At 54.0% G+C, this 20,230-nt stretch carries 20 protein-coding genes and 1 other annotated feature; of the genes, 9 read left to right on the plus strand and 11 right to left on the minus strand.

Annotated elements, in window-relative coordinates; genetic code table 11:
- Window positions 1–30: 30 nt before the first annotated feature.
- Window positions 31–1,437: an NADP-dependent phosphogluconate dehydrogenase gene (gndA, locus tag DK872_RS08995; RefSeq protein WP_007371293.1), complete on the plus strand. Its 1,407-nt coding sequence runs from the start codon at window positions 31–33 to the stop codon at window positions 1,435–1,437.
- A 265-nt stretch (window positions 1,438–1,702) separates the two neighbouring features.
- Window positions 1,703–2,869 carry a UDP-glucose 6-dehydrogenase gene (ugd, locus tag DK872_RS09000; protein WP_007371295.1) on the plus strand — a complete coding sequence of 389 codons (1,167 nt, stop codon included), beginning with the start codon at window positions 1,703–1,705 and terminating at the stop codon, window positions 2,867–2,869.
- 38 nt (window positions 2,870–2,907) lie between these two features.
- Here the strand turns inward: ugd and DK872_RS09005 are convergent, their stop codons facing one another.
- A complete protein-coding gene (locus tag DK872_RS09005) occupies window positions 2,908–3,912 on the minus strand; it encodes an NAD-dependent epimerase (RefSeq protein WP_071921044.1) in 1,005 nt (334 codons plus the stop codon).
- 202 nt (window positions 3,913–4,114) lie between these two features.
- On the opposite strand from DK872_RS09005, the gene wzzB reads away from it, so the two are divergent.
- A complete protein-coding gene (gene wzzB, locus DK872_RS09010) occupies window positions 4,115–5,098 on the plus strand; it encodes an LPS O-antigen chain length determinant protein WzzB (protein WP_071921865.1) in 984 nt (327 codons plus the stop codon).
- 67 nt (window positions 5,099–5,165) lie between these two features.
- On the opposite strand, the gene hisIE is transcribed toward wzzB, so the two are convergent.
- The 9 genes from hisIE to hisL form a co-directional block, all read right to left on the minus strand.
- Window positions 5,166–5,777, minus strand: coding sequence for a bifunctional phosphoribosyl-AMP cyclohydrolase/phosphoribosyl-ATP diphosphatase HisIE (gene hisIE / locus DK872_RS09015; protein ID WP_007371298.1), 612 nt, complete (start codon window positions 5,775–5,777; stop codon window positions 5,166–5,168).
- The gene (gene hisF, locus DK872_RS09020) at window positions 5,771–6,547 is read right to left on the minus strand and encodes an imidazole glycerol phosphate synthase subunit HisF (RefSeq protein WP_071921043.1); all 777 of its coding nucleotides are present in this window, start codon (window positions 6,545–6,547) and stop codon (window positions 5,771–5,773) included. The genes hisIE and hisF overlap by 7 nt, the downstream gene beginning before the upstream one ends.
- Entirely contained in the window at window positions 6,529–7,266 is a 738-nt protein-coding gene (gene hisA / locus DK872_RS09025) for a 1-(5-phosphoribosyl)-5-[(5-phosphoribosylamino)methylideneamino]imidazole-4-carboxamide isomerase (protein ID WP_071921042.1), read from the minus strand. The genes hisF and hisA overlap by 19 nt, the downstream gene beginning before the upstream one ends.
- Window positions 7,266–7,856 carry an imidazole glycerol phosphate synthase subunit HisH gene (gene hisH, locus DK872_RS09030; RefSeq protein WP_007371301.1) on the minus strand — a complete coding sequence of 197 codons (591 nt, stop codon included), beginning with the start codon at window positions 7,854–7,856 and terminating at the stop codon, window positions 7,266–7,268. The genes hisA and hisH overlap by 1 nt, the downstream gene beginning before the upstream one ends.
- On the minus strand, window positions 7,856–8,923 hold the full coding sequence (gene hisB, locus DK872_RS09035; RefSeq protein ID WP_007371302.1) for a bifunctional histidinol-phosphatase/imidazoleglycerol-phosphate dehydratase HisB: 1,068 nt from the start codon (window positions 8,921–8,923) through the stop codon (window positions 7,856–7,858). The genes hisH and hisB overlap by 1 nt, the downstream gene beginning before the upstream one ends.
- Window positions 8,920–9,981: a histidinol-phosphate transaminase gene (hisC, locus tag DK872_RS09040; protein WP_071921041.1), complete on the minus strand. Its 1,062-nt coding sequence runs from the start codon at window positions 9,979–9,981 to the stop codon at window positions 8,920–8,922. Before hisC ends, hisB begins: the two co-directional genes overlap by 4 nt.
- A complete protein-coding gene (hisD, locus tag DK872_RS09045) occupies window positions 9,978–11,282 on the minus strand; it encodes a histidinol dehydrogenase (protein ID WP_071921040.1) in 1,305 nt (434 codons plus the stop codon). The genes hisC and hisD overlap by 4 nt, the downstream gene beginning before the upstream one ends.
- A 4-nt stretch (window positions 11,283–11,286) precedes the next feature.
- Entirely contained in the window at window positions 11,287–12,186 is a 900-nt protein-coding gene (gene hisG / locus DK872_RS09050) for an ATP phosphoribosyltransferase (protein WP_007371305.1), read from the minus strand.
- A gap of 34 nt (window positions 12,187–12,220) precedes the next feature.
- Window positions 12,221–12,343, minus strand: a sequence feature (His leader region).
- Window positions 12,319–12,369 carry a his operon leader peptide gene (gene hisL, locus DK872_RS09055; protein WP_001364200.1) on the minus strand — a complete coding sequence of 17 codons (51 nt, stop codon included), beginning with the start codon at window positions 12,367–12,369 and terminating at the stop codon, window positions 12,319–12,321. It overlaps the preceding feature by 25 nt.
- A gap of 177 nt (window positions 12,370–12,546) precedes the next feature.
- On the opposite strand from hisL, the gene DK872_RS09060 reads away from it, so the two are divergent.
- Both DK872_RS09060 and DK872_RS09065 read left to right on the plus strand, forming a co-directional pair.
- A complete protein-coding gene (locus DK872_RS09060; protein ID WP_071921039.1) occupies window positions 12,547–13,371 on the plus strand; it encodes an SDR family oxidoreductase in 825 nt (274 codons plus the stop codon).
- A gap of 337 nt (window positions 13,372–13,708) precedes the next feature.
- Window positions 13,709–15,067, plus strand: a complete 1,359-nt coding sequence (locus tag DK872_RS09065; protein WP_007371307.1) for an APC family permease — start codon at window positions 13,709–13,711, stop codon at window positions 15,065–15,067.
- A gap of 77 nt (window positions 15,068–15,144) precedes the next feature.
- Here DK872_RS09065 and sbcB read toward each other — a convergent pair whose 3' ends face one another.
- On the minus strand, window positions 15,145–16,569 hold the full coding sequence (sbcB, locus tag DK872_RS09070) for an exodeoxyribonuclease I (protein WP_071921038.1): 1,425 nt from the start codon (window positions 16,567–16,569) through the stop codon (window positions 15,145–15,147).
- A 210-nt stretch (window positions 16,570–16,779) separates the two neighbouring features.
- On the opposite strand from sbcB, the gene dacD reads away from it, so the two are divergent.
- From dacD to DK872_RS09090, 4 genes are all read left to right on the plus strand, one after another.
- The gene (gene dacD, locus DK872_RS09075; protein WP_161518254.1) at window positions 16,780–17,940 is read left to right on the plus strand and encodes a serine-type D-Ala-D-Ala carboxypeptidase DacD; all 1,161 of its coding nucleotides are present in this window, start codon (window positions 16,780–16,782) and stop codon (window positions 17,938–17,940) included.
- A gap of 121 nt (window positions 17,941–18,061) precedes the next feature.
- The gene (gene sbmC, locus DK872_RS09080) at window positions 18,062–18,535 is read left to right on the plus strand and encodes a DNA gyrase inhibitor SbmC (protein ID WP_035888707.1); all 474 of its coding nucleotides are present in this window, start codon (window positions 18,062–18,064) and stop codon (window positions 18,533–18,535) included.
- A 125-nt stretch (window positions 18,536–18,660) separates the two neighbouring features.
- Window positions 18,661–19,719, plus strand: coding sequence for an FUSC family protein (locus DK872_RS09085; RefSeq protein ID WP_007371312.1), 1,059 nt, complete (start codon window positions 18,661–18,663; stop codon window positions 19,717–19,719).
- A gap of 166 nt (window positions 19,720–19,885) precedes the next feature.
- Window positions 19,886–20,221, plus strand: coding sequence for a DUF496 family protein (locus DK872_RS09090; RefSeq protein ID WP_007371313.1), 336 nt, complete (start codon window positions 19,886–19,888; stop codon window positions 20,219–20,221).
- Window positions 20,222–20,230 lie beyond the last annotated feature (9 nt).

Here is a 20,230-nt window from a genome sequence, read left to right on the forward strand (position 1 = left end):
TAACATGATTTCACCTGACAGGAGTATGTAATGTCCAAGCAACAAATCGGCGTTGTTGGTATGGCAGTGATGGGGCGCAACCTTGCGCTCAACATTGAGAGCCGTGGCTACACCGTTTCCGTGTTCAACCGCTCCCGCGAAAAAACCGAAGAAGTGATTGCCGAAAACCCGGGCAAAAAGCTGGTTCCTTACTACACCGTGCAAGAATTTGTCGAATCCCTGGAAACCCCGCGCCGCATCCTGCTGATGGTGAAAGCCGGCGAGGGTACTGACAAGGCGATTGAATCCCTGAAACCGTACCTGGACAAAGGCGACATCATCATTGATGGCGGTAACACCTTCTTCCAGGACACCATCCGTCGTAACCGCGAACTTTCTGCCGAAGGTTTTAACTTCATCGGTACCGGTGTTTCCGGCGGTGAAGAGGGCGCGCTGAAAGGCCCGTCAATCATGCCTGGCGGTCAGAAAGAAGCGTATGAACTGGTTGCGCCGATCCTGACGAAAATCGCTGCTGTGGCTGAAGATGGCGAGCCGTGCGTTACTTACATCGGTCCGGATGGTGCGGGTCACTACGTGAAAATGGTGCACAACGGCATCGAATACGGTGACATGCAGTTGATCGCGGAAGCTTACGCGCTGCTGAAAGGTGGTCTGAACCTCTCTAACGAAGAGCTGGCGAAAACCTTCAGCGAGTGGAATGCCGGCGAGCTGAGCAGCTACCTGATCGACATCACCAAAGATATCTTCACCAAGAAAGATGAAGAGGGTAAATACCTGGTTGATGTGATCCTGGATGAAGCGGCAAACAAAGGTACCGGTAAATGGACCAGCCAGAGCTCCCTGGATCTCGGCGAGCCGCTGTCGCTGATCACCGAATCCGTTTTCGCGCGCTACATCTCCTCGCTGAAAGAGCAACGCGTTGCGGCGTCTAAAGTGCTTTCCGGCCCGCAAGCCAAACCGGCTGGCGATAAAGCGGAATTTATCGAGAAAGTGCGCCGCGCGCTCTATCTGGGTAAAATCGTCTCTTATGCTCAGGGCTTCTCGCAGCTGCGTGCCGCTTCTGACGAGCACAACTGGGATCTGAACTACGGCGAAATCGCGAAGATTTTCCGCGCGGGCTGCATCATTCGTGCGCAGTTCCTGCAGAAAATCACTGACGCTTACGCAGAAACACCGGCAATCGCTAACCTGTTGCTGGCACCGTATTTCAAGAAAATTGCTGATGATTACCAGCAGGCGCTGCGTGATGTCGTGGCTTACGCTGTGCAGAACGGTATTCCGGTACCGACTTTCTCTGCCGCCGTGGCCTATTACGACAGCTACCGTTCAGCCGTGCTGCCAGCGAACCTGATCCAGGCCCAGCGCGACTACTTCGGTGCGCACACCTATAAACGTACTGACAAAGATGGCGTCTTCCACACCGAGTGGCTGGATTAATCTGAAATCATTCGTTTGATGAATGTAAGCCCGGTTAGTGTAACCGGGCTTTTTTTCGGCCGTAGCGCGGCTTTTCAGGGTACTCGTCTTTAATTTGTTGACATTTCGACATTAAACTTCGCATCAACGCCGCTGTTGCAGGCTGGTTGTCGCCTTGACAGTCCCTCAACAGAAGAGGTAAAAACCCCAACAGTTATTGATATTAAGTGGGTGGCGACAGGCTCGTCATCTCCGGTTTCATACACTCACAAAAGTTGCTTATCGAATGAAAATAACAATCTCCGGAACAGGTTACGTTGGGCTATCAAACGGGATTCTGATCGCGCAGAACCATGAGGTCGTCGCGCTGGATATCGTGCAATCCAAAGTTGATATGCTTAACCAGAAGATTTCTCCCATCGTTGATAAGGAAATCCAGGAGTATTTGCAGAATAAGCCGCTGAATTTCCGTGCCACCACGGACAAGCAGGAAGCCTATCGCGGCGCCGACTTTGTGATTATCGCCACCCCAACGGATTACGACCCGAAAACCAACTACTTCAATACCAGCAGCGTGGAATCGGTGATCCGCGATGTGCTGGAAATTAACCCGCAGGCGGTGATGATTATCAAATCCACCATTCCGGTGGGCTTTACCCAGTCGATCCGCGAAAAATTCGGCGTGGATAATATCATTTTCTCACCAGAATTCCTGCGTGAAGGGAAAGCGCTGTACGATAACCTGCACCCATCACGTATCGTCATCGGCGAGCGTTCTGAACGTGCTGAGCGTTTTGCCGCGCTGTTGCAGGAAGGGGCGATTAAAAAAGATATTCGCGTGCTGTTTACCGACTCTACGGAAGCCGAAGCGATCAAACTGTTCGCCAACACCTATCTGGCGATGCGTGTTGCTTACTTCAACGAGCTGGACAGCTACGCGGAAAGCCTGGGGCTGAACAGCCGCCAGATTATTGAAGGCGTTTGTCTCGATCCGCGCATCGGCAACCACTACAACAACCCATCATTTGGTTACGGCGGCTACTGTCTGCCGAAAGACACCAAACAGCTGCTGGCAAATTACCAGTCAGTGCCGAACAACATTATTTCGGCCATCGTTGATGCTAACCGCACGCGTAAAGACTTTATCGCCGATTCCATTCTTTCGCGTAAACCGAAAGTGGTCGGCGTTTACCGCCTGATCATGAAGAGCGGTTCCGATAACTTCCGCGCGTCGTCCATTCAGGGCATCATGAAACGTATTAAAGCGAAGGGCGTGCAGGTTATCATTTATGAACCGGTGATGCAGGAGGATGAATTCTTCCATTCCCGCGTAGTGCGCGACCTGGAGGCGTTTAAGCAGGAAGCTGACGTGATTATCTCCAACCGTATGGCGGAAGAACTGTCTGATGTTGCGGATAAAGTCTATACCCGTGATTTATTCGGTAACGACTAAAGACGAAAAATGAAAACGGCCCATAAGGGCCGTTTTTTTTATACTTTATAAAAGTCTCTGTACCACTCAACAAAGCGTTTCACCCCTTCTTTAACCGAGGTTTGCGGTTTGAAACCGATCGTTTCGTACAGTGGTTGAGTATCTGCGCTGGTCTCCAGCACATCGCCCGGTTGAATCGGCAGCATGTTTTTCTGTGCTTCAATGCCCAGCGCCTCTTCCAGCGCCGTAATGTAATCCATCAACTCCACCGGTGAGCTATTGCCGATGTTATAGACGTGGTAAGGCGCAGAGCTGCTGGCTGGCGTGCCGGTTTCAACCGTCCAGGCCGGATTGGCCTGCGGAATGACCTCCTGCATACGGACAATCGCTTCAACGATATCGTCGATATAGGTGAAGTCGCGCTTCATCTTGCCGTAGTTATAAACGTCGATGCTTTTGCCTTCCAGCATCGCTTTGGTGAATTTAAACAGCGCCATGTCCGGACGGCCCCACGGGCCATAAACGGTGAAGAAACGCAAACCGGTAGTCGGTAATCCGTACAGGTGAGAGTAGGTGTGGGACATCAACTCGTTAGCTTTTTTGGTTGCCGCATACAGCGAAACCGGATGATCAACGGAATCATCTGTGGAGAACGGCATTTTACGGTTCAGGCCGTAAACAGAACTGGAGGAGGCATAGAGCAAGTGCTGTACTTTATTGTGGCGGCAACCTTCCAGTACGTTCAGATGCCCAATGAGATTTGATTCGGCATAAACATGCGGATTTTCCAGCGAATAGCGTACGCCAGCCTGCGCCGCCAGATGGATCACCCGGTCGAATTTCTCCGTCGCAAACAACTGCGCCATATTCTCACGGTCGGCGAGGTCAATCTTGTGGAAGCTGAAGCCGGGCGAGGCCAGCAGATCCAGGCGCGCCTGTTTCAGACTCACATCGTAATAATCATTGAGATTATCAATCCCTACAACCTGGTAGCCTGCCTGCAAAAGGCGCTCGCTGACGTGGAAGCCGATAAAGCCGGCCGCGCCGGTAACCAGAAATTTCATCTCTCATCCTTTATGACATCTAATACAATTCGCATATTGTATGATGCTGACAGGCTAATCGCTATAAGTTATAGACATCAGAATAAGGTGAAATAATGAACAGCAAAACATATTTACATGTAATCCTATAGAAAAAAAAGCATGAATGGTTAAACTCGCGCTCTATACTATTTCTCTTATGCGCTTCTCATTTAAGGTTGCTATGACGTACGAAAAAAATGGCTATCCAGACAGCCAAAGCAATGAACAAGAAAATCTTGATTTGATTGATATTTTATTGCAAATTTGGCGTGGAAAATGGCTTGTCGGACTGTTTGTTCTGTTGAGTCTGGTAATTGCTGTCGTTTATTTAAGCGTTGCCAAGGAGAAATGGACTTCTGTTGCTGTTATCAGTTCGCCTGATGCCGGGCAGATTGCCAGCTATACAAACGCAATAAGTGTGCTGAACAATGATGACAAATATGACATTATTGACATTCAGCAGCGTGTGATTGGACGTTTTAATTCAGCCTTTTCAGCGCTAGCTGAGACACTAAATAACCAGGAAAAACCCGAGAAACTGACCATTGACCCTGCGGTTCAGGGGCAACCGCTACCTCTCAAACTGACCTATCAGGGCCCGACGGCCAGAGAGGCGCAGCAAAAACTAGCGCAATATATTGAAAAAGTAGATCAACAGATCGCTAAAGAGCTGATCGATGATTTAAACACCAGCATCAAATCCCGTTCAGCCGATTTGGTTGAAACGCTCGCTGCACAGGAAAAAGTGGCGCAGGAGCAAAAAGATCTGCGTATTAAGCAGATTGCGCAGGCGCTTTCTGTTGCAAAAGAGGCCGAAGTGCAGTCTCCGCAGGTGCGGCAGGCGCAAAACGTATCGCAGGATACGTTGTTCTTGCTTGGGAGTTCAGCGCTGGAGTCGATGATTAAAAATGAGTCCTCCCGTCCGCTGATTTTTTCTGATGATTACTACAAAATAAGACAAAATCTTCTTAATATTCAGTCAATTAGTGTGAGGTCGGAAAGCGTGCATGGCTACCGTTACGTTATGAAACCTACGGAGCCGATTCGCCGCGACAGCCCCAAGTTGGTATTGACACTCGTACTGGCGGTTTTACTGGGTATTATGATTGGTTCAGGCTATGTACTGGCACGCAATGCCATCAGGGCTTATCAGGTGAAGCCATAAACAAACAGCTTTCACTGGAATCCAGTTGGGCAATAAAAAACCGGGCGTTGCCCGGTTTTTTTACGCCTTACTGATGCCGCTTGCGCAGGTTCTCAATCACGGTGGTCAGATCCAGTTGCTGATCCTGCAACAGCACCAGCAGGTGATACATCAGGTCAGAGGCTTCATTCGTCAGCTCTTCGCGGTCGTGTACGGTCGCGGCCAGCGCTGTTTCCACACCTTCTTCGCCGACTTTTTGCGCGATACGCTTGGTGCCGCTGGCATACAGTCTGGCCGTATAGGAACTGGCCGGATCGGCGGTTTTACGCGATGCCAGCAGCTCTTCAAGTTGATACAGGAACAACCACTGATGGCTATTATCGCCAAAGCAGCTTGAGGTGCCGGTGTGGCAGGTTGGCCCGATCGGGTTCACCAGCACCAGCAGGGTATCGTTGTCACAGTCCGGGGCAATATTAACCAGATTAAGGAAGTGGCCAGAGGTTTCCCCTTTGGTCCACAAACGCCCTTTGGTGCGGGAGAAAAAGGTCACTTTACCGCTTTCCAGCGTCTTCGCCAGCGCCTCTTTATTCATATAACCCAGCATCAGCACTTCGCCGGAAACCGCATGTTGCACCACGGCGGGCAGCAGCCCGTCGGTTTTTTCCCAGTCCAGTTGGGCCAGTTGTTGCTCTGTTAACATACCCTAATCTCCACGCCCTGGCCTGCCAGGTACGTTTTTAATTCACCAATATTAATAATCTGTTTGTGGAAGACAGAAGCGGCCAGCGCACCGTCAACATCCGCATCGCGGAACGCTTCCAGAAAGTGTTCCATGGTGCCTGCACCGCCGGAAGCAATCAGCGGAACATGGCACACCGCACGCACTTTTTTCAACTGCTCAAGATCGTAACCGTTGCGCACGCCATCCTGGTTCATCATATTCAGCACGATTTCCCCGGCGCCACGCTTCTGCACTTCCTGCACCCAGTCCAGCGTTTCCCATTTTGTCACACGGGTACGGCTTTCATCGCCGGTATACTGGTTTACGTGGTATTTACCGGTAGCGGCATCAAACCAGGTATCAATACCTACCACAATACACTGCACGCCAAAGCGGTCAGCCAGCCGGGTGATCAACTCAGGATCGGCCAGCGCCGGAGAGTTGATGGAGATTTTATCCGCACCGAATGAGAGAATTTTTGCGGCATCATCGGCAGATTTAATACCGCCTGCCACGCAGAAGGGGATATCAATCACTTCCGCGACGCGCGCAACCCAACTTTTATCCACAACACGACCATCGCTGGAGGCGGTGATGTCATAAAACACCAGCTCGTCTGCACCTTCTTCGGCATAGCGTTTCGCCAGCGGAACAATATCGCCAATAATTTCGTGATTGCGAAACTGCACGCCTTTCACCACCTGGCCATCACGCACGTCGAGACAAGGGATTATCCGTTTTGCCAGCATTGAATGGCCTCCTTCACAGTGAATTTACCTTCCAGCAGCGCACGTCCGACAATCACGCCGCGTACACCGGTACCGCGCAGGGCGGCAATATCATTTATATCGCCAATACCGCCTGAAGACTGGAACGCCACCTGCGGCCAGCGCGCGCAAATCTCTTCGTACAGCGAAACATTGGAACCGGCCAGCGTACCGTCGCGGGAAATATCCGTGCACAGCACATGTTTCAGGCCCACAGCGAGGTAGGTTTCCACCAGCGTCTCCAGCGTAACGCCGGAGTTCTCCTGCCAGCCGCTGACTGCCACCTGTTTCGTACCCTGTTTATCAATACGCACATCCAGCGCCAGCACCAGTCGGTCCGCACCAAACCGGGTGAACCAGCCTTTTACCACTTCCGGGGATTTGACGGCGGTAGAACCAATCACCACCCGCGCCACGCCCGCGTCAAGCAGGGCCGCAACATCTTCTTCGCTGCGCACACCGCCGCCGACCTGCACCGGAACATTCACTCCGGCGACCAGCGTTTTCAGCAGCGGGATCTGGCGCTTAGCCGGATCTTTCGCCCCGGTTAAATCCACCAGGTGCAGAACTTCGGCACCTTGTGCAGCATAATCCTGCAAACGCGGTAGCGGATCGTTGCCGTAGTCACGCTGTTGCGCATAATCGCCCTGATGGAGACGCACCACCGTGCCGTCGATTAAATCTAAAGCGGGAATAATCATCACATCTCCAGGAAGTTTTTCAACAGTTGCGCACCCGCGCGCCCCGAGCGTTCCGGGTGAAACTGCACACCATAAAAGTTATCTTTTTGTACGGCGGCGGTGAACGCTTCACCGTACTGGCACTGAGCAATGGTGTTCTCATTGACCGGCATCGCATAGCTGTGAACAAAGTAGAAGTACGCGCCATCGTCAATGCCCTGGAACAGGCGGTTGCCCGCTTTCGGATAGACCTGGTTCCAGCCCATATGCGGCAGCGGCAGGCCGACATCTTTCATTTTCGGCACATCCTGGTCGATGATACCCAGCAAATCGACGCCCTTATTCTCCTCGCTAAAACGGCCCAGCAACTGCATGCCAAGACAGATGCCGAGCACCGGTTGGGTACAGGCTTTCACCAGATCGATAAGTTCGCGTTCGCGCAATTGGTCCATCGCCGCCTGCGCGGTACCAACGCCGGGAAGAAACAGTTTGTCGGCGCGCAGCACCACATCCGGGTCGCGGCTCACCAGCGGTTCATAACCGTGACGGGCGATGGCGGATTTCACCGAATTCAGGTTGGCGCAGCCGGTATCAAGGATCACCACATTCATTACAGCACTCCTTTTGAGGAGGGAAGGGTATCGCCTTCCACGCGAATTGCCTGACGCAACGTGCGGCCGAAGGCTTTAAACAGGCTTTCCACACGGTGATGGTCGTTTTTGCCTTTGGTCTTCAGATGCAGAGTCAGCGCCATGGTGTAGGAGAGCGAACGGAAGAAGTGCTCGACCATTTCGGTGCTCAAATCACCCACGCGCTGATAGGTGAACTCGGCTTTATATTCCAGGTGCGGACGGCCAGAGATATCCATGGCGCAGCGTGCCAGACACTCATCCATTGGCAGTACAAAGCCAAAACGGTTGATGCCGCGCTTGTCGCCCAGCGCCAGTTTCAGCGCTTCGCCCAGCGCCAGGCCGGTATCTTCCACCGTGTGGTGATCGTCAATATAGAGATCGCCTTTAACGGTGATCTCCATGCGGAAACCGCCGTGGGTGGCGATCTGATCCAGCATGTGATCGAAGAAACCGACGCCAGTGTGAATTTTGCTGCCGCCTTCGCGATCCAGCCACACTTTGACATCAATCTGCGTCTCTTTAGTGGTGCGTTCGACGTGAGCATAACGATCGCGGCGCGTCAGTTGCTCACCGATCATCGCCCAGTTCAGCGTCTCGCGGTGATAGCGCAGACCGCCGATCCCCATGTTGTCCGCCAGTTCGATATCGGTTGCGCGGTCGCCAATCACATAGCTGTTGGCGCGATCCAGCGCCTGTTCTGCCAGCCAGCGCTCCACCATTTTCACCTTCGGTTTGCGGCAGTCGCAGCCATCGTCAGGGAAATGCGGGCAGATCAGCACCTCTTCAAAATTCACCCCTTGCGAGGTGAAGATCTGCATCATCAGGTTATGCGGACCATCGAAATCGGCCTGCGGGAAGCTGCTGGTGCCCAGACCATCCTGATTGGTGATCATCACCAGCTGGTAGCCCGCTTTTTGCAGCTTCAGCAGTACCGGGATCACCTCTGGCTCAAAGGCCAGTTTGTCGAATCTGTCGACCTGAAAGTCACTTGGCGGCTCGGAAATCAGTGTTCCGTCACGGTCAATAAACAGGTACTTCTGGCTCATACTTGCTCCGCACGTAAGGCGTCGATGACGCGCTGGCTCTCTGCGCGGGTGCCGATGGTGATACGCAGGCAGCCGCTTAAAGAAGGTTGTTTGTTCTGGTCTCTCAGGATAATGCCCTGATCCCACAAAGATTTAAACACCGCGCTGGAGGCCGTCAGGCGCACGAGAATATAGTTCGTTTCCGAGTCGAACACCTGCTCAACGCACGGAATATCCTTTAATGCGCTAACCAGATACTGGCGCTCCGCGAGGATCTGTGCCACACGTTCACGCATGGCCACAATGCCCAGCGGGCTGAGCGCCTGCGCGGCAATGTCGGCCACCGGCGTGGAGAGCGGGTAAGGGGCGATCACTTTCAGCAGCAGGGCGATCACCTCTTCATTGGCAAGCGTGAAACCACAGCGCAGACCCGCCAGCGCAAAGGCTTTCGACAGCGTGCGCAGCACCACCAGATGCGGATATTCTGCTAGCCAACCGGCCAGCGTCGCCTGCGGGCAGAATTCAATATAGGCTTCATCGGCTACCACAAGGGCTTTACCGCGCGTCATTTCCAGCAAGACGCGCATATCTTGCGGCTTAATAATCTGTCCGGTCGGGTTGTTCGGGCTGCAAACATAGACCACTTTCACGCCGTCCAGTTTGTCGGCGATAGCCGGTAAATCGAGCTGCCAGTCTGCCAGCGCCTGCACGGTTCGGTACTCGACACCCAGCGTTTCGGCGCTGACGCTGTACATGCCGTAAGTCGGCGGGCAGAACAGAACCGCATCCTGGCCTGGTTCGCAGAAGGCGCGGATCAGCAGTTCGATGCCTTCATCTGCGCCACGGCTGGCCAGCACCTGCTCCGGTTTCACCCCGGCATACTGCGCATAATTTTCGATAACCGCTTTCGGCTGGCACTCCGGATAGCGGTTCAGCGTCTGTTGCGTAAGTTCATATTGCACTGCTGTCGGGAATTCGTTGGCGTTCAGCCAGACATCCCCTTTGCCGCCCAGGCGGCGGGCAGACTGGTAAGGCGTCAGTTCGCGTACGTTTTTACGCGCCAGTTCTTCAATGCTCATGCTTGCTCCTTCAGCGCCTTGACGCGCAGGGTGACGGCGTTTTTGTGGGCGGTCAGACGTTCAGCCGCCGCCAGCGTTTCGATGGTGCTGGCAAGCCGCGCAAAACCGTCGCGCGAAAGTTCCTGCACTGTCATGCGTTTCTGGAAATCTGCCAGCCCCAGGCTGGAGCAGGTTGCGGTATAGCCATAGGTCGGCAGAACGTGGTTGGTGCCGGAAGCATAATCGCCAGCCGATTCTGGCGACCAGTCGCCGAGGAACACCGAACCGGCGCTGGTGATGCCATCGACAAGCGAACGGGCGTCGCGGGTCTGAATAATCAGGTGCTCCGGGCCGTAGAGATTGGAAATCGCCACGCACTGCGCCAGATCGTGCGCCACAATCAGGCGGCTGGCAGAGAGCGCCTGGCGAGCGGTTTTCGCGCGCGGCAGATCCGCCAGTTGACGCGCAACGGCGTCGGCAACGCGGGAAGCCATGCTGCTGTCCGGCGTCAGCAGGATCACCTGAGAATCGGGGCCGTGTTCCGCCTGAGACAGCAGATCGGAGGCCACGAAATCCGGCGTTGCGCCGCTGTCGGCAATCACCAGCACTTCGGAAGGGCCAGCCGGCATATCAATGGCCGCGCCATCAAGACGCTGGCTCACCTGGCGTTTGGCTTCGGTAACAAAGGCGTTGCCCGGCCCGAAGATCTTGTCAACTTTCGGTACGGATTCAGTGCCGAAAGCCAGCGCCGCAATGGCCTGCGCGCCGCCGACTTTAAAGATCTCCTGCACGCCGCACAACTGCGCGGCATAGAGAATTTCATCGGCAATCGGCGGCGGCGAGCAGAGCACCACTTTCTGGCATCCGGCGATACGTGCTGGCGTCGCCAGCATCAGCACCGTGGAGAACAGCGGAGCCGAACCGCCGGGAATATAGAGGCCGACGGAGGCGATAGGGCGGGTCACCTGCTGGCAGCGCACCCCAGGCAGCGTTTCCACATCCACGGTCGACAATTTTTGTGCATTGTGGAAGGTGTCGATATTTTTCACCGCCACGGCCATCGCTTGCTTGAGTTCGTCACTCAGTCGGGCGCTGGCCTCGCGGATTTCGTCAGCGGTGACTTTCAGCGCATCAACCTGCGTTTTGTCGAATTTGGCACTGTATTCGCGCAGCGCGTTATCGCCGCGCGCGCGGACATTATCAAGGATTTCCACTACCGTGCGGGTAATGCTCTCCGAGGCTGAGATAGCCGGGCGCATCAGCAGGTCGCGTTGCTGTTGTTCGCTACAACTGTTCCAGTCAATTACGGTATTGAAACTCATGGCCTTACTCCATCATCTTCTCAATCGGCAGAACCAGGATGGAGCTGGCGCCCAGCGCTTTCAGTTTTTCCATCGTTTCCCAGAACAGGGTTTCGCTGCTCACCATGTGCATCGCCACGCGCTGCTGGTCACCCGCCAGCGGCAGAATGGTCGGGCGTTCAGCGCCCGGCAGCAGAGCGACAACTTCTTCCAGACGCTCGCTTGGCGCGTGCATCATGATGTATTTCGATTCGCGGGCCTGAATAACGCCCTGAATACGGGTCAGCAATTTATCAATCAGTTGCTGTTTGGCGTCACTCATCTCGCCGTCGCGCTGGATAAGGCACGCTTTTGAGCGGTAAATCACTTCAACTTCGCGCAGACCGTTAGCTTCCAGCGTGGCGCCGGTTGATACTAGGTCGCAAATCGCGTCGGCCAGACCGGCGCGCGGTGCAACTTCAACAGAACCGTTCAGCAGACAGGATTTGAAAGAGACGCCTTTCTGATCCAGATAGCGTTTCAGCAGGTGCGGGTAAGAAGTGGCGATGCGTTTACCATCCAGCGCTGCCGGGCCATCCCAGGACTCATCCACCGGCGTGGCCAGCGACAGGCGGCAACCGCCGAAATCGAGACGGCGCAGGGTGAAGTAACGCGGATCTTCGCCCTGCGCGCGGCGAGTCAGCAACTCTTCTTCCAGCACGTTCTCGCCAATGATGCCCAGGTCGACGACGCCGTCCATGATAAGCCCCGGAATGTCGTCATCGCGTACGCGCAGAATATCGATCGGCATATTTTCCGCCAGTGCGATCAGACGCTGCGTGTGCAGGTTGATCTTAATGCCGCAACGGGCCAGAAGTTCGCGAGAGTCATCGCTCAGGCGGCCGGATTTCTGAATAGCTATGCGTAAACGCGTATTATCTAACATTCTGTTGTCCTCTTTATCCTGCTGAATTTGGTTCAAAAAAAAGCCCCCGGAAGAAGATCTTCCGGGGGCTTTCTCTGCGTTCATGCACCACTGGAAGATCCAAACGTCTTCCAGCACACATCGCCTGAAAGACTAGTCAGGATGATGGTGATGATGGTGGTGTTTAAATTGAACGCGGGTCATAAAATTCTCAATGAATGCTTATTCACATAATGTTGATTAACCTAAACCACTTTAGCTGACAAACGCAAGGGCTTTTTTTAATCATTCATTCATTTCATATACATTGTATGAATTGTCAGTTGTCGCTGGCTGGCGTAGCCTTGAAGAGTCAGGTGCCGGAAAGGAAGGGGAGGAAGCATGAAAAAGGTCGCAATTGTCGGGTTAGGATGGCTGGGCATGCCGCTGGCATTATCGTTAATGGCGCGGGGCTGGCAGGTGACCGGCAGCAAAACCCGCCCCGATGGCGTGGAAGCCGCGCGCATGTGCGGTATCGAAAGTTATTTGCTGAATCTCGAACCGGAACTGGTATGTGATACGGACGATCTCGACGCGCTGATGAATGTCGATGCACTGGTGATCACGCTTCCCGCGCGGCGCAGTGGGCCTGGCGAAGAGTTCTATTTGCAGGCGACGCAGGAAATCGTCGACAGCGCGCTGGCGTATCGTATTCCTCGCATCATCTTTACCAGTTCGACATCTGTCTATGGCGATGCAACGGGCATCGTGAAAGAGAGCACGCCGCGCGAGCCGGTGACGCCCAGCGGGCGGGTACTGAAAGAACTGGAAGACTGGCTGCACAATTTGCCGGGGACTTCCGTTGATATTCTGCGCCTGGCGGGGCTTGTCGGGCCTGCGCGTCACCCGGGGCGATTCCTCGCCGGAAAAACCGCGCCTGACGGCCAGCATGGCGTTAATCTGGTGCATCTGGAAGATGTTATTGCGGCTATTACGCTGCTGTTACAGGCACCCAAAGGTGGGCACATCTACAATCTCTGCACGCCGTCTCATCCCTCTCGGGAAAGCTTTTATCCGCAGATGGCACGTCAGCTTGGACTGGCGCCGCCGCATTTCCTCGAATCAACGTCTCAGGATAAGGGCAAAGTGATTGATGGCAGCCGGATTTGTAATGAGCTGGGCTTCGAATATCTCTACCCCGATCCGTTTAATATGCCGCTGTCGTGACGATTTTTGTGCAAAAAATGCTATTCGTATGATTAATAGTTCGCCAAACGCTTGAAAATCAGTCGTTTGATTGCACCAATGCAGTGAGTTGGCTTGCACTGTATTGTCATCGCGCCTCAATCTGGTGCAAAATGTGCCGCTGCAAAAATAGAGAGTAACCGACCTTAATCCGTCGGTTATTTTTTTTGCGGGCAAAAACGTCATTCAATAAAAGAGGCCGGGCTTCGTACCGGATAGATACACATTTAAAAACCGACAGTCGTTGTCGCTGAGGAAAGAACACAAATGGGGCAATTTTTTGCTTTTGCGGCGGTATACACCGTTCTGGGGGATAGCCATGTCGCATAACGTTACTCCAAAAACCTCTCGCGTGGAATTACGTAAGACGCTTACGTTAATTCCGGTTGTAATGATGGGCCTTGCCTATATGCAGCCGATGACGCTGTTCGATACATTTGGTATCGTCTCCGGCCTGACCGATGGTCATGTCGCAACCGCTTATGCGTTTGCGCTGGTCGCCATCCTCTTTACTGCGTTGAGCTACGGTAAGCTGGTGCGTCGCTTCCCGTCCGCAGGCTCTGCGTACACCTACGCACAGAAATCTATTTCTCCGGCTGTCGGCTTTATGGTCGGCTGGTCATCGCTGCTGGACTATCTGTTCATGCCGATGATCAACATCCTGCTGGCGAAAATTTACTTCGAAGCGCTGGTGCCGTCCGTACCGTCGTGGCTCTTCGTGGTCGCGCTGGTGGCTTTTATGACCATCTCTAACCTGCGCAGCATCAAGACCGTGGCGAACTTCAACACCCTGATCGTGATCCTGCAAATGGGCATCGTCGCGGTCATCGTTGGCCTGATCATTTACGGCGTTTCACACGGTGAAGGCGCGGGCACGCTGGTCAGTTCCCGTCCATTCTGGTCTGAAGGCGCGCACGTTGTGCCGATGATCACTGGCGCAACCATCCTGTGTTTCTCGTTCCTTGGTTTTGACGGTATCTCCTCGCTGTCTGAAGAGACCAAAGATGCTGAACGCGTGATCCCGCGTGCTATCTTCCTCACCGCGCTGATTGGCGGCGTAGTGTTTATTGCGGCATCTTACTTCCTGCAACTCTACTTCCCGGATATCTCCCGCTTTAAAGATCCGGACGCTTCACAGCCGGAAATCATGCTGTACGTAGCCGGTAAAACCTTCCAGTGGGGCGTGCTGATCTTCTCCAGCGTTACCGTTCTGGCTTCCGGTATGGCCGCGCATGCGGGCGTCTCCCGTCTGATGTACGTAATGGGCCGCGACGGCGTGTTCCCGTCCCGTTTCTTCGGCTATGTACATCCGAAATGGCGTACCCCGGCGTGGAACGTTCTGCTGGTCGGCGCGATTGCACTGCTGGCGATTAAATTCGATCTGGTCACGGCAACGGCGCTGATTAACTTTGGTGCGCTGGTGGCATTCACTTTTGTGAATCTGTCGGTGATCTCGCAGTTCTGGATCCGTGAAAAACGCAATAAAACGCTGAAAGATCACTTCAACTACCTGGTTCTGCCGGTGTGTGGTGCGCTGACGGTGGGCGCGCTGTGGATCAACCTTGAGCAGAGCTCAATGATTCTGGGTCTCATCTGGGGCGCAATCGGCTTGGTTTACCTGGCCTGTGTCACCCGCAGCTTCCGCAACCCGGTGCCGCAGTACGAAGATATCGCGTAAATCGCTTTACGCAGAGACAAAAAACCGGAGGTCAAAGCCTCCGGTTTTTTTATGCTTCAAGGTCAGGCTACTCGCGCTCAGACAATCTCTTCCGCGTACTGCCACAGCGCTTTCAGTAGAGCCTGTTTTTCACTGTTACCGTCGTATTGCTGGAACAGCGCCTGGATCTGTTCGGCGTACTGTTGCAAATACTCCGGCGTAAAGACGTTACGGCGATACTGCAACCAGCGCTGCTGCTCGTTTTCATCCAGCGTGCCGGGGAAGTTGCGCGCCCGGTAGTTAAACAGCAGCTTTTCAATGCGCCCGTCGGCAAAGGTAATATCAAGAGCGGGCAGGTTACGCGGCTCGGTTTCGAGCAGGATTTTCATTGCTGCGCGGTCGGCATCGCTGAAAAAGCCGTTGTAGATCTGCGCATCAACATTCTCTGACGGCACGAAGGGTTCGGCTTCGGCAAAAATGGCCAGCACTTTTTCCCGCACCTGCGGGTTATCGCGCAGAATTTGCAGGTTATCAAGACACTGCTGGCGGTTAATGCCCAGCCGCTCTGCATCCTGCGGGCGCAGCGTATTGGCCTGCGCCAGTACCGGGCATTTATTCAGATGCACCAGCTTTACCGGCACCGCCGCGCTTTCACCGAGATCCGCTTTTGGCGTGTACAGACGCTCGCGCAGCGCATCGGCATCCAGCTCCAGCAGCGGTGACATATCGCCCGCGAGATCCACCATAATCACCGCGTTGCGGTTCTCCGGGTGCCAGGCCAGCGGCGCAACCCAACTGGTATTGCCACGCCACGCGCCGAACATGCCGGAAACGTGCACCAGCGGCTTCATTTGCGGAACATCGATCAGCGCCGCCAGTTTCTGCTTGTTGCGATGGCTATAGAGATAGTCAAACAGCTTTGGCTGTTTTGCTTTAACCAGTTGCGCCATTGCAATGGTGGCGTACACATCGGCCATCGCATCGTGGGCATTACTGTGTTCGATACCGTTGGCTTTCGTCAGATGTTCAAGGCGAAAACTCGGCAGGCCGTCGTCGTTCTCCGGCCAGTTGATACCGTCCGGGCGCAGGGCGTAGCAGGCGCGCATCACATCCAGCAGATCCCAGCGCGAATTGTTGTTCTGCCAGCTCCAGGCGTACGGATCGTAAAAGTTGCGATAAAAGATATTGCGCGTGACTTCGTCGTCAAAACGCACATTGTTGTAACCGAGTACGCAGGTTTTCGGTACGGTAAAGAGATCGTGAATACGCCGGGCGAACGCGGCCTCGTTCTCGCCTTTGGCGCGCGCAATCTGGGGCGTGATACCGGTGATCAGCACTGCTTCGGGCTGCGGCAGGTAATCATCTGCCGGTTTACAGTAGAAAACTTCCGGCTCGCCGATGACATTAAAATCGGCATCAGTACGCAGCGCGGCGAACTGCGCCGGGCGATCCAGCGCCGGGCTGGTACCGAAAGTCTCATAATCGTGAAAGAGAAAAGTGGGCGTTGCGGCGGAATCAGACACCAGTTGCTCATCCTGTCAGTAAATATGTTGCTTATGGTAAACCATCCCACCCTGTGTACCGAAGGAAAACCCGTCACTGTTCCGCAGAACCTCGCAAAAACAGCGCGTTAAAACTGATCTGTGTCACACTTTTTTGCAATTTAACCAGGTAACGACACGCGAAGTTCCGTAAAAAGGACAGCGATTTTAGCTGCTATTGAGGATATTTCATTGAAACGCCGTTTGTTTGCTGCTTCTTTGCTGGCGATTTGCGTACATAACGCCCAGGCCGACGACTTACCTTTTGCCCCACAGCCGCCAGCTATTCAGGCTGGCTCCTGGGTATTGATGGATTACACCACCGGGCAAATCTTAACTGCGGGCAACGAGCATCAGCAGCGTAATCCGGCGAGTTTAACCAAACTGATGACCGGCTATGTAGTGGATCGGGCGATCGACAGCCATCGTATCAGCGCGGATGATGTGGTGACGGTGGGGAAGGATGCGTGGGCGAAAGGAAACCCGGTTTTTGACGGTTCATCGCTGATGTTCCTGAAACCAGGCGACCGTCTGACCGTGCGCGATCTGAGCCGTGGTCTGATTGTCGATTCCGGTAACGATGCCTGCGTGGCGCTGGCCGATCATGTGGCGGGCGGCCAGGCGCAGTTTGTCACCATGATGAATGATTATGTGCAGAAGCTGAATCTGCGCGATACTCACTTCGAAACTGTCCACGGGCTGGATGCGCCAGGGCAGCACAGTTCGGCCTACGATCTGGCGGTGCTGTCCCGCGCCATCATTCACGGCGAGCCGGATTTCTACCACATGTATAGCGAAAAAAGCCTGACGTGGAACGGCATCACCCAGCAAAACCGTAACGGGCTATTGTGGGACAAAACCCTCAACGTCGACGGGCTGAAAACCGGTCACACTTCAGGTGCGGGTTTTAACCTGATCGCCTCCAGCGTCGATGGTCAGCGCCGACTGATTGCGGTGGTTATGGGTGCGGACAGTCCGAAAGGCCGTGAAGATCAGGCGCGCAAATTACTGCACTGGGGACAACAAAACTTCGATACCGTCGAAATTTTGCGTAACGGCAAAAAAGTCGGCAGCGAGCGCGTGTGGTATGGCGATAAAGAGCAGATTGCGGTTGGTACGGATCAGGATCACTGGCTGGTGCTGCCAAAAGCAGAAGTGCAGAACGTCAAAGCGAAGTATGTGCTGAGCAGTAAAGAGCTGGATGCGCCGCTGGCTGCGCATCAGCAAGTAGGGGAGATTCAACTCTACGATCGCGACCAACTGATCGCTCACTGGCCGCTGGTCACGCTGGAAAGTGTCGGCAAAGGCGGCTTGTTCTCGCGTCTGAGCGACTGGTTGCATCACAAAGGGTAACGCGCGTGCGGGCAGAGTGGCGGTGATGCGAGTCTGCTCGCATAATTGATGACTCCGACATGCCAGGCGATCGTCGGAACGCTATACTGTATAAACACACAGTAACGGTAAGGGAGTCAACATGAGCTACAACGTGAGGCAACTGGAAAAACGTCGTATCGCCGGGTTCCATCTGGTCGGGCCCTGGAATGTGACGGTGAAGCAGGGTTTTAAACAGCTAATGATGTGGGTCGACAGCAATAAGATCGCACCGCTGGAGTGGGTGTGCGCTTATTACGATAACCCTGACGAAGTGCCGCCGGAAAAGCTGCGCGCTGACGTTGCCATCACCGTCGATGCTGATTTTCAAATCCCGGCAAATAGCGAAGGGGTGATCCTCACCGACATTCCCGGCGGCCAGTATGCCGTGGCGCAGGCGAGGGTGTACAACGAAGAGTTCGAAGCGTGCTGGGATCTCTTTTTTGATGAACTGCTTAGCGACCAATCTGTGCAAATTGCTGCGGGTCCCTGCTTTGAAGTCTACCTGAACGATGCACAGCAGGATGGTTACTGGGAAATCGACATGCATATCCCGGTTGAGCCGAAAAATCTGTAAGCGATAAATTAACCGGAAGAGGTAACAGGAAGCGCTGTCGCCTCTTTTTTTATCGCAGAGGGTGCTATCTGAGTCCGAAAAATCCTACAATTGCGCCTTTGTCGGTTCAATCGGGAGAAGCGACTGTGCGTCGCGACAAATCACTCAGTCCTTTCGAGATTCGTCTTTACCGCCATTATCGTGTCGTACACGGTGTGCGTATTGCGCTGGCTTTTATTCTGACCTTTTTGCTGATCCGTCTGCTGGAGGTGCCGGAGGGAACCTGGCCACTGATCACGCTGGTGGTTCTGATGGGGCCGATCTCCTTTTGGGGAAACGTGGTTCCGCGCGCATTTGAACGCATTGGCGGCACAATTTTGGGTGCGGCGCTGGGTCTGGTGGCATTAAAACTGGAGCTGCTCTCGCTGCCCGTGATGCTGCTGTGGTGCGCGGTGGCGATGTTTCTCTGTGGCTGGCTGGCGCTGGGCAAAAAGCCTTACCAGGCGCTGCTCATTGGTATTACGCTATCGGTGGTGGTTGGCGCGCCGCCAGGTGATATGCATACCGCGCTGTGGCGCAGCGGCGATGTGATTATCGGTTCGCTGCTGGCGATGCTGTTTACCGGGATCTGGCCGCAGAGGGCATTTTTGCACTGGCGTATTCAGATGGCCAACTACGTCACTGCCTTCAATCGCGTTTATCAGGCGGGTTTCTCCCGTAACCTGGTCGAACGGCCGCGTCTGGAAAAACATCTGCAAAAAATCCTCAACGATGTGGTGAAGATGCGCGGTCTGATCGCGCCAGCCTGCAAAGAGACACATCTGCAAAAGGCGATTTTCGAAGCCATCCAGACCGTCAGCCGCAATATGGTCTGCATGCTGGAGCTGCAAATCAATGCTCACTGGAGCTCACGTACCAGCCATTTTGTGATGATCAATGCGCATACGCTGCGGGATACGCAGCAGATGACTCAGCAAACACTGCTGACCATTGCGCATGCGCTGTATGAAGGCAACCCGCAGCCGATTCTGGCCAACACGGAAAAACTCAGTGAAATTGTGGCGGAGTTGCGCCAGTTGAGCGGCGAACATAAAGGCGATGCACTGGCTGAAACCTCGATTCACGGTTACGTCTGGCTGAGCATGGAGTTGGCCCGTCAACTGGAGCTACTGTCACATTTGATCTGTCGGGCGTTGCGCAAATAACAGTCAGGTAACCACATACCGCTGATGGGTTGTTTCGATTCAGCTACATTTGCGGTTATGATAGCTGACAGGAAAAACCATTGTCTTATGCGACCACATTGGGTAGGTTTGCCTCTAAGGTGGTTGCTTTAACGAATCCGAATCTCACATTATCAGGGGTGTAAAAATGGAAACTAGTAAGCCTTCATTCCAGGATGTTCTGGAGTTTGTGCGTCTGTTCCGCCGCAAAAATAAATTGCAGCGTGAAATCCAGGACGTGGAGAAGAAGATCCGTGATAACCAGAAGCGCGTGCTGCTGCTGGACAACCTGAGCGACTACATTAAACCGGGTATGAGCGTAGAAGCGATTCAGGGCATTATCGCCAGCATGAAGACTGACTACGAAGATCGCGTGGACGATTACATCATCAAAAATGCTGAACTGTCGAAAGAGCGCCGCGAAATCTCCAAAAAACTCAAAACTATGGGCGAACTGAAGCCGATTGAGCCAAAAGCGGAATAACGCCTCCAG

This window comes from Kosakonia sp. MH5 (assembly GCF_009935945.1).
Classification (GTDB): Bacteria; Pseudomonadota; Gammaproteobacteria; order Enterobacterales; family Enterobacteriaceae; genus Kosakonia; species Kosakonia radicincitans.

What these genes read in the sequence shown, in the direction of transcription:
- gndA (WP_007371293.1), top strand. Translation starts at nt 31, where the DNA reads ATGTCCAAGCAACAAATCGGCGTTGTTGGTATGGCAGTGATGGGGCGC.
- ugd (WP_007371295.1), top strand. Translation starts at nt 1,703, where the DNA reads ATGAAAATAACAATCTCCGGAACAGGTTACGTTGGGCTATCAAACGGG.
- DK872_RS09005 (WP_071921044.1), bottom strand. Translation starts at nt 3,912, where the DNA reads ATGAAATTTCTGGTTACCGGCGCGGCCGGCTTTATCGGCTTCCACGTC.
- wzzB (WP_071921865.1), top strand. Translation starts at nt 4,115, where the DNA reads ATGACGTACGAAAAAAATGGCTATCCAGACAGCCAAAGCAATGAACAA.
- hisIE (WP_007371298.1), bottom strand. Translation starts at nt 5,777, where the DNA reads ATGTTAACAGAGCAACAACTGGCCCAACTGGACTGGGAAAAAACCGAC.
- hisF (WP_071921043.1), bottom strand. Translation starts at nt 6,547, where the DNA reads ATGCTGGCAAAACGGATAATCCCTTGTCTCGACGTGCGTGATGGCCAG.
- hisA (WP_071921042.1), bottom strand. Translation starts at nt 7,266, where the DNA reads ATGATTATTCCCGCTTTAGATTTAATCGACGGCACGGTGGTGCGTCTC.
- hisH (WP_007371301.1), bottom strand. Translation starts at nt 7,856, where the DNA reads ATGAATGTGGTGATCCTTGATACCGGCTGCGCCAACCTGAATTCGGTG.
- hisB (WP_007371302.1), bottom strand. Translation starts at nt 8,923, where the DNA reads ATGAGCCAGAAGTACCTGTTTATTGACCGTGACGGAACACTGATTTCC.
- hisC (WP_071921041.1), bottom strand. Translation starts at nt 9,981, where the DNA reads ATGAGCATTGAAGAACTGGCGCGTAAAAACGTACGCGAACTGACGCCT.
- hisD (WP_071921040.1), bottom strand. Translation starts at nt 11,282, where the DNA reads ATGAGTTTCAATACCGTAATTGACTGGAACAGTTGTAGCGAACAACAG.
- hisG (WP_007371305.1), bottom strand. Translation starts at nt 12,186, where the DNA reads ATGTTAGATAATACGCGTTTACGCATAGCTATTCAGAAATCCGGCCGC.
- DK872_RS09060 (WP_071921039.1), top strand. Translation starts at nt 12,547, where the DNA reads ATGAAAAAGGTCGCAATTGTCGGGTTAGGATGGCTGGGCATGCCGCTG.
- DK872_RS09065 (WP_007371307.1), top strand. Translation starts at nt 13,709, where the DNA reads ATGTCGCATAACGTTACTCCAAAAACCTCTCGCGTGGAATTACGTAAG.
- sbmC (WP_035888707.1), top strand. Translation starts at nt 18,062, where the DNA reads ATGAGCTACAACGTGAGGCAACTGGAAAAACGTCGTATCGCCGGGTTC.
- DK872_RS09090 (WP_007371313.1), top strand. Translation starts at nt 19,886, where the DNA reads ATGGAAACTAGTAAGCCTTCATTCCAGGATGTTCTGGAGTTTGTGCGT.